The 16,570-nt window shown below is 51.8% G+C and carries 16 protein-coding genes and 1 other RNA gene; 4 read left to right on the top strand and 13 right to left on the bottom strand.

The window, feature by feature from the left end:
* Positions 1–15 precede the first annotated feature (15 nt).
* From mraY to rsmI, 9 genes are all read right to left on the bottom strand, one after another.
* Entirely contained in the window at positions 16–1,098 is a 1,083-nt protein-coding gene (gene mraY, locus IB286_RS12060; RefSeq protein ID WP_190765883.1) for a phospho-N-acetylmuramoyl-pentapeptide-transferase, read from the bottom strand.
* A gap of 1 nt (position 1,099) precedes the next feature.
* The gene (locus tag IB286_RS12055) at positions 1,100–2,482 is read right to left on the bottom strand and encodes a UDP-N-acetylmuramoyl-tripeptide--D-alanyl-D-alanine ligase (RefSeq protein WP_190765881.1); all 1,383 of its coding nucleotides are present in this window, start codon (positions 2,480–2,482) and stop codon (positions 1,100–1,102) included.
* Positions 2,479–3,972, bottom strand: a complete 1,494-nt coding sequence (locus IB286_RS12050) for a UDP-N-acetylmuramoyl-L-alanyl-D-glutamate--2,6-diaminopimelate ligase (RefSeq protein ID WP_223826358.1) — start codon at positions 3,970–3,972, stop codon at positions 2,479–2,481. Before IB286_RS12050 ends, IB286_RS12055 begins: the two co-directional genes overlap by 4 nt.
* Positions 3,972–5,732 (bottom strand): peptidoglycan D,D-transpeptidase FtsI family protein, encoded by a 1,761-nt coding sequence (locus IB286_RS12045; RefSeq protein WP_190766131.1) that lies wholly within the window; start codon positions 5,730–5,732, stop codon positions 3,972–3,974. The genes IB286_RS12050 and IB286_RS12045 overlap by 1 nt, the downstream gene beginning before the upstream one ends.
* Before the next feature lie 64 nt (positions 5,733–5,796).
* Positions 5,797–6,162, bottom strand: a complete 366-nt coding sequence (ftsL, locus tag IB286_RS12040) for a cell division protein FtsL (protein WP_190765879.1) — start codon at positions 6,160–6,162, stop codon at positions 5,797–5,799.
* 56 nt (positions 6,163–6,218) lie between these two features.
* Positions 6,219–7,178 carry a 16S rRNA (cytosine(1402)-N(4))-methyltransferase RsmH gene (gene rsmH / locus IB286_RS12035; protein WP_398285121.1) on the bottom strand — a complete coding sequence of 320 codons (960 nt, stop codon included), beginning with the start codon at positions 7,176–7,178 and terminating at the stop codon, positions 6,219–6,221.
* A 10-nt stretch (positions 7,179–7,188) separates the two neighbouring features.
* Positions 7,189–7,632: a division/cell wall cluster transcriptional repressor MraZ gene (mraZ, locus tag IB286_RS12030; RefSeq protein WP_190765877.1), complete on the bottom strand. Its 444-nt coding sequence runs from the start codon at positions 7,630–7,632 to the stop codon at positions 7,189–7,191.
* A gap of 270 nt (positions 7,633–7,902) precedes the next feature.
* Positions 7,903–8,253: RNase P RNA component class A (gene rnpB, locus IB286_RS12025), an RNA gene on the bottom strand.
* A 53-nt stretch (positions 8,254–8,306) separates the two neighbouring features.
* Complete coding sequence (rsmI, locus tag IB286_RS12020; RefSeq protein WP_190765874.1) at positions 8,307–9,146, bottom strand: 16S rRNA (cytidine(1402)-2'-O)-methyltransferase; 840 nt, start codon at positions 9,144–9,146, stop codon at positions 8,307–8,309.
* Between the two features lie 51 nt (positions 9,147–9,197).
* Between rsmI and IB286_RS12015 the strand changes: the two genes are divergently transcribed.
* The 4 genes from IB286_RS12015 to IB286_RS12000 are packed head-to-tail and all read left to right on the top strand — an operon-like array spanning position 9,198 to position 12,692.
* Positions 9,198–11,132, top strand: coding sequence for a penicillin-binding protein activator (locus IB286_RS12015; protein ID WP_190765873.1), 1,935 nt, complete (start codon positions 9,198–9,200; stop codon positions 11,130–11,132).
* A complete protein-coding gene (locus IB286_RS12010) occupies positions 11,129–11,503 on the top strand; it encodes a YraN family protein (RefSeq protein ID WP_190765871.1) in 375 nt (124 codons plus the stop codon). The genes IB286_RS12015 and IB286_RS12010 overlap by 4 nt, the downstream gene beginning before the upstream one ends.
* A 17-nt stretch (positions 11,504–11,520) precedes the next feature.
* On the top strand, positions 11,521–12,123 hold the full coding sequence (locus IB286_RS12005) for a D-sedoheptulose-7-phosphate isomerase (protein WP_190765869.1): 603 nt from the start codon (positions 11,521–11,523) through the stop codon (positions 12,121–12,123).
* On the top strand, positions 12,120–12,692 hold the full coding sequence (locus IB286_RS12000; protein WP_190765867.1) for a BON domain-containing protein: 573 nt from the start codon (positions 12,120–12,122) through the stop codon (positions 12,690–12,692). Before IB286_RS12005 ends, IB286_RS12000 begins: the two co-directional genes overlap by 4 nt.
* Before the next feature lie 34 nt (positions 12,693–12,726).
* Here IB286_RS12000 and IB286_RS11995 read toward each other — a convergent pair whose 3' ends face one another.
* From IB286_RS11995 to petA, 4 genes are all read right to left on the bottom strand, one after another.
* A complete protein-coding gene (locus IB286_RS11995) occupies positions 12,727–13,134 on the bottom strand; it encodes a ClpXP protease specificity-enhancing factor (RefSeq protein WP_190766127.1) in 408 nt (135 codons plus the stop codon).
* Positions 13,135–13,153: 19 nt separating this feature from the next.
* Positions 13,154–13,804: a stringent starvation protein SspA gene (sspA, locus tag IB286_RS11990; RefSeq protein WP_190765865.1), complete on the bottom strand. Its 651-nt coding sequence runs from the start codon at positions 13,802–13,804 to the stop codon at positions 13,154–13,156.
* Between the two features lie 87 nt (positions 13,805–13,891).
* The gene (locus IB286_RS11985; protein WP_190765863.1) at positions 13,892–15,949 is read right to left on the bottom strand and encodes a ubiquinol-cytochrome c reductase; all 2,058 of its coding nucleotides are present in this window, start codon (positions 15,947–15,949) and stop codon (positions 13,892–13,894) included.
* Positions 15,949–16,545, bottom strand: coding sequence for a ubiquinol-cytochrome c reductase iron-sulfur subunit (petA, locus tag IB286_RS11980; protein WP_190765861.1), 597 nt, complete (start codon positions 16,543–16,545; stop codon positions 15,949–15,951). The genes IB286_RS11985 and petA overlap by 1 nt, the downstream gene beginning before the upstream one ends.
* Positions 16,546–16,570 lie beyond the last annotated feature (25 nt).

Raw genomic sequence — 16,570 nt, 5'->3', positions numbered from 1 at the left:
GCGCTAATGCGCTCTTTATCTCAATTTCAGCGTTGCCAAACCGAACAACACCAGCATTACGGTGATAATCCAAAACCGCACAATCACGCGCGGCTCGGGCCAGCCCTTTAATTCAAAATGGTGGTGGATTGGCGCCATTCTAAAAATACGCCGCCCCGTTAATTTGAATGACGCCACCTGCAAAATGACCGACACCGTTTCCAAGACGAAAATGCCGCCCATAATGAAAAATACGATTTCGTGACGGGTAATCACTGCGATCGTGCCGAGCGTGGCGCCGAGAGCAAGCGCGCCAACGTCCCCCATAAAAACCTGCGCGGGATAAGTGTTAAACCACAGAAATCCCAAACCGGCGCCGGCCAATGCGCCGCAAATAACGATTAATTCGCCGACCCCAGCGACATAGGGAATATGTAGATATTCAGCAAATTTCACGTGTCCAACGAGGTAGGCGATAAGACCCAGCGCCGCACCAACCATCACCGTTGGCAGAATCGCCAAGCCATCCAAACCGTCTGTCAGGTTGACCGCATTGCTCGCACCCACAATCACAAAGTAGGTCAGCAGAATGAAAAACGGCCCCATCTGCCAAGCCAGATTTTTGAAGAAAGGAAAATACAGCGTGGTATCTACCGGGCTAGCAGAGTTGATATACAAATAAATCGCCGCACCAAAACCAGCAACGCTTTGCCAGAAGTATTTCCAGCGTGCGGGCAAGCCACGCGAATTGCGTTCAATGACCTTGCGGTAATCATCAACCCAACCCACGGCGCCAAAAATAAAGGTCACGATTAACACAACCCAAACATAGCTGTTGCGCAGGTCCGCCCAAAGCAAAGTACTGGAGAAAATGGCCACCAAAATCAGCGCGCCGCCCATGGTTGGCGTACCGGACTTACTCAAATGCGACTGCGGCCCGTCGTTACGCACGGCCTGGCCAATTTGGTGGAAATTCAATTTTCGAATCATCCACGGCCCAACCATTAGCGAAATAGCCAATGCGGTTAACACCCCGAGAATGCCGCGAAAACTCAAATACTGGAACACGCCAAAAGCGCTGACGTACTGACTTAAATATTCGGCCAAAAACAGCAGCATCTTAGTTGACTCCCCCAGAGCGGGCCTTTAAAGAGGCCTCAATTTCGTTTACGACCCTATCCATCGCCGAGCTTCTTGAGCCTTTGATCAAAATGGTGTCGTTTTCTTTGGTTTGTTTAATCAGGTCCTGCGTCAATTCAGCCTTATCGACAAACGCCACAGCCCGCTCCGCGCTTTTATCGAAAGCCGCCGCCATAAGCTCGGCATAGGCACCACACACAAGCAGTAGGTCAATGCCCGCCTCGCTTGCATACTTGGCAACATCAACATGCATTGCTTGTGCATCAGCGCCCAGCTCAGCCATTGCCCCAAGCACTAAGACTTTTCGCCCCACACTTGTCGCCAACACATCGATCGCTGCTTTTACCGAGCCGGGATTAGCGTTGTAACTGTCATCAATAAGCGTCACACCAGAAATGGTTTGGCGGTAAAGACGGCCGGAGACTGATTTCAGCGAAGCCAAACCCGTGACCACATGATCCAAATTTGCGCCCACTGCCATCGCCGCCGCCGTAGCTGCAAGTGCATTAGCGACCATATGTTTGCCAGACAAGGGCAAGCTAACAAAGCGATCGCCCTGCTCGGTATGCAGGAGAAATTCACTACCGCCATTCGCTTTTGGCGTGATTTCGCTCGCCCAAACATCGGCCGTTTTTTCGATCGAGAACAATTTCTGCGAACAATGGCTGGCCATGTTTTGCCAAAGCGCAGCGTATTGATCGTCGGCGTTAATTACCGCAACCCCACCAGCTTCAAGTGCGGTAAAAATCTCGCCCTTGGTACTAGCCACGCCATCCAGCGAACCGAAACCTGCAATATGTGCGGGCTGCGCATTGGTTAAAATGGCAACCTTGGGTTTAACAAATTGGCAGAGGTAGGCGATATCACCCGCTTTGGCGGCACCCATTTCAATCACCGCAAACTGATGCTGTGAATCAAGCTCCAACAAGCTCAGCGGCACGCCAATTTCATTATTTAAATTTCCACGAGTGGCATACACCGAACCCGCTTCAGCTAGAATCGCCGCCACCATTTCTTTGGTAGAAGTTTTTCCACTACTACCGGTCAAACCAACTAAGCCGCCGTTAAAATTCCCACGATTCAATCCCGCAATTTGGCCAAGCGCTAACTGAGTGTCGTCAACGACAACCTCCGGCAAAACACCTTCAGAATGCGCTACTACCGAGGCAATAGCTCCAGCCTCTTTCGCAGTGGAAAGAAAATCATGGCCGTCGAAGTTTTCCCCAGCCAAAGCGATAAACAGGCTGCCCGAGGAAAGTTTGCGGGTGTCAGTACCAACGCGATCAAATGCGAGCTGTGCATCACCGACCACAGAACCGCCCGTGACCTGCGCAACATCGTGCAAGGTTAGCGATGCAATCATTGGCCACCTCCTTGCTGACGAAGGTGAATGGCGCGCTGCACATGAGCGACATCACTAAAAGGGGTGCGCTGGCCATTGATCTCTTGATAATTCTCATGGCCCTTACCAGCAACCAACACCACATCACCCGGCAGCGCGTTGACTACTGCGATTTCGATGGCCGCGGCGCGGTCAAGAATCTGCTGCAGCTCACCAGCGGTACTCGTTCCTTTAGCAATGTCAGCAATAATGTCGCTCGGATTTTCACTGCGAGGATTATCACTGGTCAGAATAATTTGGTCGGCAAGCTCACTGGCGACTGCGCCCATAATGGGTCGCTTGCCCTGATCTCGATCGCCGCCACAACCAAAAACACAACACAACTTGTTACGCGTCATCGACCGCAGTGCAGATAAGGCTTTGCTCAGCGCATCGTCGGTATGGGCGTAATCGACGACAACCAACACATCGTCATCTGTACGAAAACACTGCATACGACCGGGCACCGGCTCTAGCTCAGGCACCGCGCGCTCAACTTCCTCCGGCACAAACCCCTTGGCCAACAACACCGCACAACAGGCAGTAATATTGGCGAGATTAAAGTCGCCAATCAGCCCGGTAGAAAGGGTCATAACACCCCAAGGGCTGTGCAAACGTGCTCGACAACCCGAAGCCGTGCAGTCAACATCGCTTAAGTACACCGCCGCCTGTGGATCAGACAGACTAAAATCCACCATCTGCATCGCCGCACTTTGCGCAATTAATTCGCGACCAAAATCGTCGTCGCGATTTATCACGGCAAGGGGCAATTCTGACCAGCTAAACAACTTGGACTTAGCCTGCTTATAGGCATCCATACTGCCGTGATAATCAAGATGATCGCGGCTTAAATTAGTAAACACCGCCGCGTCAAAATGCAGGGCTTCAACCCGGTGCTGTACCAAGCCATGAGAAGAAACCTCCATGGCGGCCCATTTCGCCCCGGCGTCTCGCCATTCACTTAATTGACGCTGCACCATCAACGCACCAGGCGTTGTGTTTACTGACTGCGTTAAATCGCCAACCCGCCCACTACCAATCGTTCCCATTAACCCACATGGCTGACCGAGAAATTCCAAAAGCTGCGCCATCAACCAACTGCAACTGGTTTTTCCATTAGTACCGGTAATGCCAATAAGATTTAACTGCCGGGAAGGGTGATCGTAAAAGCGCCCGGCAATATCACTGACTTTTTCAGATAAGCATTCAACTTCAACCACTGGCAGAGACCAGTCATCTGCCGCACAGGGTGCATCGGCAATCACCGCAACCGCGCCCGCCTGTACCGAGCTGGCGATAAAATCACGGCCATCCAGCACTTCGCCATTGACCGCCAAAAACACATCACCGGGCTTCACACAGCGGCTATCCACTTCAATGCCATCAACCGGCAGGGCCGCCATATCAGGCGCCAATCCGGGCAGTAACTCGCCCAAGAGTTTTTGCTGAGCAATTGAGGAAGCTAAAGGCATCAGGCAGCCCCCCCGGGTGAAGTAGGTTCTTTACTTTCAGCGCGACTCGCGGTTTTGGTATTTTTAGTTTCAGTGCGCTCACCCAGATCATCCGGGCGAACATCCAATAGTCGCAAAGCATCGCCAACTACTTGGGAAAATACCGGCGCGGCTACCAAACCACCGTAGTAATCGCCCTGAGGCTCATCAATGGCCACTACCGCCACAACTCGCGGATTGCTGACCGGAGCAACACCAGCAAAAACAGAGACGTAGCGATCTTCCGCATAGCCACCGGCTTCAGCTTTGTGCGAAGTTCCGGTTTTTCCCGCCACCCGATAAGCCTCAACCTGCGCCCGAGTTGCCGTACCACCGCTCTGGGTTACGGTTTCCAACATGCCCAATACTTGGTGAGCAATATTGGCGTCTACGATTTGCTGACCCTTATTAGGCTCAACCCGCTGTCCAGTCTGAGCGCGAGCCAACAAGGAAACGGGCTTAAGCACGCCATCATTAGCAAACACAGAATACGCTTGTGCGAGCTGCAAATTGGTCACGGTCATGCCGTAACCAAAGGCCAATGTCGCCCGCTCGATGGGATGCCAGCTCTGATGATTATTCAACACGCCCGTGCTTTCGCCAGGAAAGCCCGAACCGGTACTGCGGCCCAAACCAAATCGCTGAAAAACCTGCCAAACGCCATCTTCTTCCAGAGATAGCGCGATTTTTGTAGTTCCGACTTGGCTGGATTTCTGCAGAATTTCAGCAATACTCAGCACACCGTAATCGCGGTGATCGCGCAACACTTTCGGCCCAACACGGATATAGCCGGGGCTGGTATCAATCTTGGTTTCTGAGGTATAGCGACCACTCTCCAATGCCGCCACCATGGTCAGTGGTTTCATTGTAGAGCCCGGCTCAAACATATCGATTATGGCGCGATTTCTCAGCGCATCCAAAGACAGCATGCGACGGTTATTTGGATTAAATGAGGGCTGATTGACCAGCGCCAATACCTCACCAGAGTCGCTATCTAGAATAACGAGAGAACCGGCCTTGGCGCCGGTTCGCTTTAATGCTGATTTTAACTCTCTGTAAGCTAGGTACTGCAGCCTCAGATCGATACTGAGGCGCAAATCCTTTCCGGGACTAGCGGCCTCTCCCGGATCGACATCTCGTATGGTATTGCCATACAGATCCTTGAGCACCGTTTTACTACCCGCCTCTCCACTTAACCAGTCATCATAAGCAAGCTCTAACCCCTCCTGCCCATGATCATCAATATTGGTAAACCCAACCAAATGCGCAGCAACCTCACCCGCCGGATAAAAACGACGATATTCGTGCTGCAAATGCACGCCAGGAATTTTTAATGCCAGTACTTTTTCTGCATCCGCCGGAGCAAGATGACGGCGCAGATACATAAATTGCGATTGCTTGTAGCGCTGTAGCTTTTGCGCAAGCTCAGCCTTAGGCATTTCAATGACACGCGCCAGTTCCGACCAACGCTCTTCTGCTTTTACCAGCTCTCTAGGATTCGCAAAAATAGACACAACCGGCGTGCTAACCGCCAGCGGTTCGCCATTGCGATCAGTAATCATGCCGCGATGGGCGGGAATTTTTTCACTGCGAATCGTGCGCGCATCGCCCTGCCCCTGCAGAAAGCGATAACCGCGATCCACATCCAGAACTTGCAAGCTAAGCGCCCGCCAAATAATCAACACCGCAAGCGCAGACAGGCCGGCCAGAACCACCCAAAAACGCCAGGCAGCAACATCCATTCCCACCACTTTGGCCTGCGTTGACGCAGAACCTTTGGCAGGCTTGGTGATTTTGTTGGCTGCTTTAGCTGCTCTGGCCATACACCGTTACCATATTTTCAACTTCTGGCACCTGCATATGCAGCTGCCCCTCTGACACCCGTTGAACCCGATCTGGAGAGGCCCAAGTGCTCTGCTCTAGCAAAAGCCGCCCCCAATTTTCCTCTAGTCGCCGCGCCTGCTTTTCCAGATTCTGCAATTCGGCAAACAATTGCCGAGAGCGGTGGGTGCTTTGCAATACACCTACTGCGGTCACCACCAACAAAACCAGACAAAAGGGAACCCAGAAACCACCCACCAGCAATGGCGAAGCAAACGACTCCCGATCAGCCCTTCCCGCACCGATCTTTCGAGCATTGACGCCTTGTCTCGCCTTGCGCTGTTCGCGCATGCCCCGCCCCCGCTAATGATTTTTTATCTTTCTAAACCTGTTTACTTAGCCCAATATCAGGCCAGCTTTTCTGCAACCCGCATCACCGCACTTCTCGCTCGCGGATTCGCGTCAACTTCTGCAACACTCGGCTTAAGCGCTTTACCGATAATTTTTAAGCGGCGATTTAAGCTCGCATCGGTCACCGGTAAATTAGCCGGCAACTTTTCCCCTTGAGCCTGCCGGCGCATAAAGCGCTTAACAATTCGATCTTCAAGTGAGTGAAAGCTGATCACCACCAAGCGTCCGCCGACGGCCAATTGATCAATCACTCGCTCTAGCAACACCTCGAGATCACTCAGCTCTTGGTTGATATAAATCCGAATCGCCTGAAAGCTTCGAGTTGCTGGATGTTTGTGCTTTTCCCAAGCGGGGTTGGCATCACTGACAATTTTTGCCAACTGCAGTGTTCGAGTAATGGGCTGCTCGGATCGAGCTTCAACAATCGCCCGCGCAATACGCTTGGCAAATCGTTCTTCACCAAACTCCTTCAACACCACCGCGATATCTTGCTCATCTGCCACGGCCAACCACTGTGCCGCACTTTGACCAGAGCCGGTGTCCATGCGCATATCCAGATCACCATCGCGCAAGAAGCTGAAACCTCGCTCCGCATCGTCAAGCTGCGGAGATGACACTCCCAAATCCAGCAATACACCCGTCAACGGCTCTGACCACTGAAAGGTTTGCAAGTGCGCTTCAAGTTCCGCAAAGCTGCCCTGAGCAATCACGAAGCGCGGATCGTCCGCCGCCAAGCCACAAGCCGCCTCAATGGCGCGCGGATCTTTATCGATTCCCATGACATGGGCCGCGGCATCCAATTGTGATAACAAATGCCGGGTATGGCCGCCGCGTCCAAAAGTGCCATCGACATACCAGCCGGACTTATCAGAAATCAGCGCTGCCACAGCCTCATCACGCAAGACAGTTAAATGCTGTTGCAAAGCGTTTTCTTGCTGCAAAACCTTATCTTGCAAAACAAGCACCCTATAGAGACAAAGACAGCACTTCTTCTGGCATTTCGTCGGTATCACCAACATCTTGCAGAATGTCGTTCCAGCCAGACTCACTCCAGAGCTCCAGCTTTTTACCCTGCCCAATCAACATCAGCTTTTTTTCGAGGCAGGCGTAATCGCGCAATGGTTGCGGTAACAACACACGACCATTGGCATCAAGTTCTAGGGGGGTGGCATAACCCAGCAGCAAACGCTGCATCAGTCGCGCTTTGCGATTGATATTGGGCAGAGCCTCAATCTTGGGCTGCAATTCCAGCCACTGGGGTTCGGGATAAACCAGCAGACAGCGCTCTTCAGTATGGGCAGTAATCACTAACTTACCGGCACACTCAGACACAAGGGCGTCACGGATCTTAGCCGGAATGGCCAACCGTCCCTTTGCATCCATTGTGATGGCGTGACTACCGAGAAACACTTTCCCCCACCCTCAGAGTTAAAAAATCCACGAGAAACCACAAAAAACCACTTTCCCCCACTGGATGCCACTATGTATTGCCACCCTGCCACTGTCAAGTTAAATTGCCCGCAAACCGCCGGGATTAGCGGCGATCTTGCGGCGAACGTCGAAGAAATCACAAAACAAAAAGCGAAAAGGGAAGTAAAATCAAAGGAATAGCAAGAACTCTTAAAGTAAAACCTTAAGAGACAAGAAGATTTGAAAGGGATTTTGGAGAAGAAGTAGAGAAAAAAGAGTCAGCCTATAAGCCGGGTTCTGTCGTGGACGACCATTCATCTGGGACCTGCGTCACCGCAAGCCTCAAGCAGCCTACCCGAATCCACTGCGGGTCGCAGCAAAGGATTCCTATTTGGCCTTGCTCCAAGCGGGGTTTACCATCGCCACAGACTGTTGCCAGCTGCGCGGTGCGCTCTTACCGCACCATTTCACCCTTACCACCCAAGATAAACTCGAGTTCGGCGGTATACTCTCTGTTGCACTTTCCGTAGGCTCTCGCCTCCCAGGCGTTACCTGGCGCTTTACCCTATGGAGCCCGGACTTTCCTCCCAGCAAAAGCCGAGCGGCCGTCCAGCTGACTCACTGTAAGAATAACCAGTAGTTTATCCAATAGCAAGCTAATTTATGCGCTTTTATTAGCTCAAAAAATCCAAGGCGTATTGGTAAAGCTGATTTTTCTTTAAGCCGGTAATTTTGGCCGCCAGGGAACTGGCCTGCTTTAACGGCAGTTCCTGCTTTAAAACCCGCAACACCTGAATCGCCTCAGCCGGCAATTCATCCGCAGCGGCCTGATACCCCGTCACCACCAACACACATTCTCCACGTTGCTGGTTGGCATCCGCCGCAACCCAGTCGCGCAATTCGGCAGCAGGCTTTCTTACCACGGTTTCAAAAAGCTTGGTCAACTCGCGAGCTAATACCACTCTGCGCTCCGGCCCTAGAATCTCAGCCAAATCCGTTAAAGACTCCAGCAATCGATGAGGCGCCTCATAAAACACCATTGTCCGCGGCTCTCGCGCCAACCCCTCCAACGTCGTGCGCCGCGCTTGCGCCTTGGCCGGTAAAAATCCTTCAAATGTAAATCGATCCGAAGGCAGTCCAGCCGCACTTAAGGCAGCAATCACCGCGCTCGCCCCGGGAATAGGCGAAACCTTAAAGCCCTGCTCAAGCGCTGCATCAACTAAGCGAAAACCAGGGTCTGAAATCAATGGCGTTCCCGCGTCAGAAATTAACGCTACGCTACCGCCTTCACGCAATACCGCCAAAAAACGCTCAATCGCATGCGCTTCATTGTGATCATGGCAGGCCATCATTTTGGTATTGATACCAAAATGGCGCATTAAAGGCAGGCTATGCCGCGTATCTTCCGCCGCAATCAATTGCACCGATTGTAGGACCTCAACAGCTCGCGGTACCATATCCCCCAAGTTACCCAAAGGGGTCGCCACGACGTAGAGTGTTGCCGGCGTTTCCAAAATTCAGCTCCCGAATATATTTGGCCGCTGCAGACTAACAACGGCATATAGATGATGACAAGATATTTACTACTTACAGCTCTCAGCACTCTGATTGTCGCCTGCTCTTCAACTCCTGAAACAGGTGAAGAAAAACCGCCAACGCAGCCCTATGAGATAAGCTCTCCCCAGGACTACCCAAGCTATAGTCACCGGGAAGAGTCTGACTATTTGGGATTTAATCCTGCCACAGCGAACTCTGCCGACATCCCTACCTGGCTGCAGCAAGCCATTACCGCCACGCCAACCGCCGCCGCTGAATTACGCTTGCGCGCCGCCGAAGTTTTATTGCGCGATGGCGAAGCAGCTCAGGCAGATACCGCCGTCAGCGAACTCACCCTGCCAGAGTTACTTCCGGAACACGCTCTAAGGCTAGCCATTGCTCAAGCACGTATTCTGCGCACTTATAGCAAATTTAGCGAAGCCCTTGGCGTTCTCGCCGACCCACTGCTAAACAACTATTTATTGAATGCGCCGGCGCCACTGCAAATTCTATTCAGCCACTTGCGCGCCAGTCTTTTTGCGATCGAAGGCAATCAGCTTGCGGCGATCCGTGAGCGGATTTATATGAATCCACTACTTAGCCCCACGCAAGCGGATGCCAATCGCGAACAGATCTGGCAATTACTACTACAGGTTCCGGCCACAGTATTAACCAACAATATCACCAGCGTTGCAGACAAGGATTATCTCGGCTGGCTGGAACTGGCCCTGATCGCCAAAAGCAATTCCGGCAATATTGACGCTCAGATCGAACGCAGAAATCAGTGGTTAGCACGCTGGCCCGGCCACCCTGCTCGACGCGGCAATACACTGCCCGGCGAACTTCACCAGCTCGATGAACTTGCCCTTGACCGCGCCCAGCAAATCGCACTGATATTACCGATGACCGGCAAACTCGCTCGCTATGGCAAAGCCGCTCGTGACGGCTATCTGGCAGCGAGTCTTGAAAGCAAGCAATCTGGCGCGCCCATACCGACACTGCGGGTATATGACGCCGAAAATAAGGATGTAAAACAACTTTATCAACAAGCACTGAACGATGGCGCCGAGCTGATTATTGGCCCCTTAAGTAAAACCAATTTAGCCGAGTTGGCACAGGCGTATCCCAATGCCATGCCGCGCCCCACCATTGCGCTGAACCGGCTTGAAACAGCACCTTACCCCCGCGGCCTTTATCAGCTAAGCCTAAGCCCCGAAGATGAGGCCCAACAAATTGCGGAAATTAGCCGAGAAAAAGGCTTAGAACGCGTATTAATTTTAAGCCCGGAAGGCGATTGGGGTAACAAAGTTGCCGATGCCTTTAGCGAACGTTGGCTGACGCTCGGCGGCCAAATTGTTCAGCGCAGCTCATTTAATGCGCGCGCCAACGACTATTCGAAGCAAATCAAATCCGCCCTGCAACTCAATCAGAGTGAAAATCGACTCAAGCGCCTGCGCCAGATTATTGGTCTAGGCGTTAAGTTTGAGCCCCACAGACGAGACGATGTTGATTTTATTTTTCTCGTTGCCCGCCCCAGCGAAGGCCGCGCTATCGTCCCCTTGTTTGCCTATCACTATGCTGGCGACTTACCCGTGTATGCGACATCGCATATCTACCCCGGCGCAGAAAACACGGTCAGAGATAGGGATATCAATAATGTGCTTTTCGTTGATATTCCCTGGGTGCTCAACACCCCTTCTGAGCTGCACAAAACAATCGTCGATGGCTTAGCCGACAGCGAAGACATGCAGCGCATGTATGCGCTGGGCGTGGACAGCTTTCGCCTGACCCTGCGCCTTAAACAATTACAACAACCCGGCAACCAGATTTTTGGCGAAACTGGCAGATTAAGCCTAAATGAAAACCGGCAGATTTTGCGGCATCTCAGCCCTGCAAAAATGGCTGCAGGTAAAGCGGTATTAAACGATGCCAACTCGCCAACATCGCTGCCACAGGTGCAATGAAGAAATCGGGCGAGCACCTCCAGATAGGAAATAATGCCGAGCAAGCCGCTGCCGCGTTATTAAGCGATAATGGCTATAAAATCGTTACTCGAAATTACCGTTGTCGATTTGGCGAGATCGACATCATCGCATTAAGTGGCAGTCACTTAGTCTTTATTGAAGTTCGACACCGCCGACCAAGCACATTTGGAACTGGCGCCGAAAGCGTCACTCCAAGTAAGCAGCGACGCATCATCGCCACCGCAAAACACTATTTAAGCAAGGGAAAATTCAGCACACTCCCCTGCAGGTTCGATATTATTAGCTCAAGTCCAACTGACAACGGTATGCTTGAGCTACAGTGGCTCAAAAACGCATTTCAACTGAATTAAGGCCAAACAGGATTTAAATGGAAGCCTCAGAACAGGTCGTCGAACTCTTTCACCGCCACATCGAAAGCTGCATGTACACTATGGAGTCCCTGTGCGAAGAGCTGGGCAAAGCCAGCCAATTAATTGTGGAGTGCATGCTTAATGAGCGCAAAATCATCTGTTGCGGCGAAGGCAGCCAAGCACTGATAGCCCAACACTTAAGCAGTAATCTGTTAAACCATTTTCAGCATGAACGACCCGCACTACCGGCAATGAATCTTTGCAGCGACGCAGCCAGCATGACGGCCATTGCGCTGCAATCTGGCTACAACGATATCTATGCCAATCAAATTCGCGCTCTGGGACAAGCCGGGGATTGCCTATTCCTTCCCTATCAAGGAAGCGGAAGCCCAATGATGCTGCGCTGCATCCAAGCCGCTCAAGAAAGGCAATTGCGCATTATTACTATGAGCAATTCGCCAGAGGGGAGCGCCAGCGCAATTTTACAACCGGAAGATATCGAGCTAGTTTTTCCTGTTAAAGACACAGCAAGACTCACTGAGATGCAACTGGTCGCCGTACATGCCATTTGCGAGCTCATCGACACACAACTATTCGGCCATATGACACCCGAGCAATGAAATACTATCTCCGATACCTGCTGGCCTGCGCGGCACTTACCTTTCTGAGCGGTTGCACTCAAATTCTTACCGCAACTGCAGACGGCCCCATTGTTGAAGACCCCGGCAGCCGCAGCTTGGGCAGTTATATCGACGATCAAATTATCGAAACCAAGGCCACTGTAAATATCCGCAAGACCGATCCCGACCTTGAAAACGCCCCCTTTAACGTTCACAGCCACAACGGCATCGTTCTACTCACCGGGCAAGTCAGCAGCCAAGTATTAAAAAACCAAGCCGGTGATGCCGCCAATAAATTGCGCAAGGTACGCAAAGTTCACAATGAACTAAGCGTAGGCCCCAAACCCAGCTTTTGGTCCGGCGTTGGTGATGGCTGGCTGGAAACCAAAGTGGACACCAAATTAACCTTTAGCAAAAGCCTCGATGCCTCACGCATTAAAGTGATCGCCGAAGATGGCGTCATTTATTTGATGGGAATTGTTTCTCAAGCGGAATCAGAACAGGCCGCCAAGATCGCCAGCCAGACCGATGGCGTTAAAAAGGTGGTACGCGTCTTTGAGTATTACTAAAAAGAAGTCAGCGAAATAATTCGTAAAAATAGAATTACTTCACCACTTTCAGGCTTGGCTTAGTCGGCTTAGCCCCAGAGGATTTACTGGAAGTCGATTTGTTGGGGCCAGAAGCCGGTGGTGGTGGCACATCATCATTGGGATCAAACAGCATGCCCTGACCATTCTCACGAGCATAGATACCCAAAACCGCGCCGATCGGCACACGAACATCTTGAGCCACGCCACCAAAGCGACCGCGAAAGCCCATTTCATCATTGCCAACATCAAGCCCGACAATCGCAGAGGGCGAGATATTCAATACAATCTGTCCGTCTTTGACATACTGCTGAGGCACCAGCACCCCCGGATACTCCGCATCTACCAAGATATAAGGCGTGCAGTCATTATCGACTACCCACTCATAAATGGCGCGGACCATATAAGGGCGACTGGAGCTCATCATAATGTACGGCCCCGGATTAGGCGACAGACGCTGCTTGAGTGCGAAGCTCACGCTCCTGCTCTGTAAGGCTCTCTTGGAAAGAGGGACGCTCAAACAGGCGCTGCATATAATCCAGCAGCGGCTTGGACTGACGAGTTTGCGGCAGGCTGATGCCCAACTGCGGCAAACGCCACAAAATCGGCGCCAAACAGCAATCTACCAGGGTAAATTCCTCATTCATGAAATAAGGCTTTTCACCAAAGATAGGCGCAATAGTCAGCAGGCTATCAGTCAGATCTTTACGCGCTTTTTCTGCCGCTTTAGCATCTTTGCCATCAATAATGGCATCAACCAAATGACACCAGTCACGCTCAATACGGTAAATAAACTGGCGGCTTTCACCGCGAGCAACTGGGTAAACCGGCAGCAGTGGTGGATGAGGAAAACGCTCGTCGAGGTATTCCATCATTACCTTAGATTCGTAAAGCGCCAGATCACGATCAACCAGTGTAGGTAGCGAATTGTAAGGATTAAGCTCACACACTTCCTCGGGCAAATCCAGTGGATCTGTGTCGATAATATCCACAGTTACACCCTTCTCGGCCAGTACGATGCGTACACGGTGGCTATAGTGACTAGCCGCATCAGAGAAGAAAGTCATGGTAGAACGCTTGGTTACAACGCCCATCAATACACCTCAAGCATTTATCAAAAACAACAAGCGGGCAGACTCCTTTCGGAAGCCGCCCGCTCTCAAATTTCGCGCAGAAAAATATTAGTGCACGTCTTTCCAGTATTCGCGGTTCAGCAAGTAAGCAAATACAAAGAAGATGGCAATAAACAACAGGACAAAGCCACCGATACGCTTACGCGCCGCCTGTGAAGGCTCACCCATATACTCTAGGAAATTGACCAGATCGTAGACAACCTTGTCGAACTCCTCCGGACTCAGGGCACCTTGAGGCTCATAAGTAAAACGGCCACAAGGGTTCAGGGCATGACCATCTTCGTCGTACAGAACGTCTTCACCGGTCAGCGGGTCGCGTAGTATACCACCATTTTCAGCATGCACCGGGCCCGGCGCGCAAACTGGCATACCCTGCAGCTCAGCCAAAACATGAGGCATACCCACATCTTTAAATACCCGGTTGTTCACACCGTAGGGGCGAGAATCATCGGTATAGAAATTACGCAGATAGGTATACAGCCACTCAGGGTCACGAGCGCGAGCCACCAGTGTCAGGTCTGGTGGCGCAGCACCAAACCAAACTTTGGCATCCGCCTTATCCATAGAGTTGTTCATCAGCGCACCGATTTTGGCTTGCTGGTCGAACTTCAAATACTGCTCAAACAAATCTTCAGGAATGTTCAGATCTGTAGCAACGCGCTGGTAGCGACCATACTGCAGAGAGTGACACCCCATGCAGTAGTTCATGTAGGTTGCTGCACCGCTTTGCAGTGAAGCCATATCGGTCACATCAGTTTCAATGTGGTCACATTCCATAGTGCCGCAATGAAACTCAGACTCAGCACCCGCCGCTTTCAGAGGCAAAATGGTGAGCAGCAGAACGACCACTAGCACCAACATGCTCTTCCAGAAACCCATACCGCCACTCGTTACCCGCGTCGGCTCAGGCTTGGTTTTCTCCATGCTGGTCCAGAATGGCATCAGCAGGAAGTAAGCGAAGTAGATCACCGAGCAAATACGCGCCAGCAGGGTGCGACCTTCAGTTGGTGCTTTCACACCCAGTACGCCCAGAATCAAGAACGAGGCTACGAAGATAATCAACGCCACTTTGCTAAACATACCGCGGTAGCGGATAGATTTAACCGGGCTGCGATCAAGCCAAGGCAACAAGAACAGGATTGCAACTGAAGCACCAAAGGCGATAAAGCCCAGCAACTTATCCGGTACCGCACGCAGCACTGAGTAGAATGGTGTGAAGTACCAAACTGGAGCGATGTGCGCCGGCGTCTTCAGGCCATCGGCAATTTCAAAGTTCGCAAACTCAAGGAAGTAACCCCCCATCTCTGGCATAAAGAAGATCACAGAGCAGAATACGAACAGGAATACACCAACCGCAGTCAGGTCATGCACAGTGTAGTAAGGGTGGAAGGCCACGCCATCAAGAGGAACGCCATTAGCATCTTTGTTCTTCTTGATTTCAACACCATCTGGGTTATTCGAACCCACTTCGTGCAGAGCAAGCAAGTGCAATACCACCAGTGCCAGCAGCACGATTGGCAGAGCAACAACGTGCAGCGCAAAGAAACGGTTCAAGGTAATACCAGAAATCAGGTAGTCACCGCGAATCCACTGCACAATGTCTTCGCCCACAACAGGGATTGCACCAAACAGCGAAATAATTACCTGCGCGCCCCAGTAAGACATTTGTCCCCATGGCAACACGTAACCTACGAAAGCTTCGGCCATCAACACGAGGAAGATGAACATGCCGAAAATCCAAATCAGCTCACGTGGCTTTTTGTATGATCCGTACAGCAGCGCGCGAAACATGTGCAGGTAAACCACCACAAAGAACGCCGATGCGCCGGTGGAGTGCATGTAGCGGATAATCCAGCCGTAGTCCACATCACGCATGATGTATTCAACCGAGCTAAATGCCGCTTCAGAGCTAGGGGTATAACTCATGGTCAGCCAGATACCGGTTAGTAGCTGATTAACCAGCACCAACAGCGACAGCACACCAAAGAAATACCAGAAATTGAAGTTTTTCGGCGCATAGTACTTACCCATGTGGGTATCCCACGCGCGCATAATTGGCAACCGAGCATCAACCCAGTCGCGCAGACCTACTAACATCTTAATCATTACGCAGCCCCCTGATCGACACCGATTACAAGAACGTTGTCACCCTCATAGGAATAAGGAGGAACAACCAAGTTAGTCGATGCCGGCGAGCCGCTGTAAACGCGACCAGACAGGTCAAAGCGCGAGCCGTGGCACGGACAGAAGAAGCCACCTACCCAAGCGGCGCCACCCAGATCGGGCACACCAACTTCTGGGCGGTGCTTAGGCGCACAGCCTAGGTGGGTACACAGACCAACCAGCACGAGGTATTCAGGGCGAATCGCACGCGTGATACCTTCAATATAGGCAGGCTGATCAGCCGTATTTGAGTCTGGATCTTTGAGGAATTTGGCAATGGTTGCCAATTCTTCGATTTGTTTCTGAGTCCGACGCAAGACATAAACCGGCTTGCCGCGCCACTCAACAACCACCATTTGACCCGGCTCCAGCTTACCGATATCCGCCTTTACTGGCGCACCGGCAGCTTTCGCTTTTGCACTCGGATTCCAAGAACCCACAAATGGCACTGCTACACCTACTGCACCAGCCGCACCAACCACAGACGTAGCTGCAGTCAAAAAGCGGCGGCGACCAGTATTCACACCGTCATTCGCCATGACGTCTCCCCCAATTACTCACACT

The sequence above is a fragment of the Spongiibacter pelagi genome, assembly GCF_014705705.1.
Lineage (GTDB): Bacteria > Pseudomonadota > Gammaproteobacteria > Pseudomonadales > Spongiibacteraceae > Spongiibacter > Spongiibacter pelagi.
The sequence above is the reverse complement of the archived record's forward strand: the minus strand, read 5'-3'. Positions and strand labels throughout refer to the sequence as shown.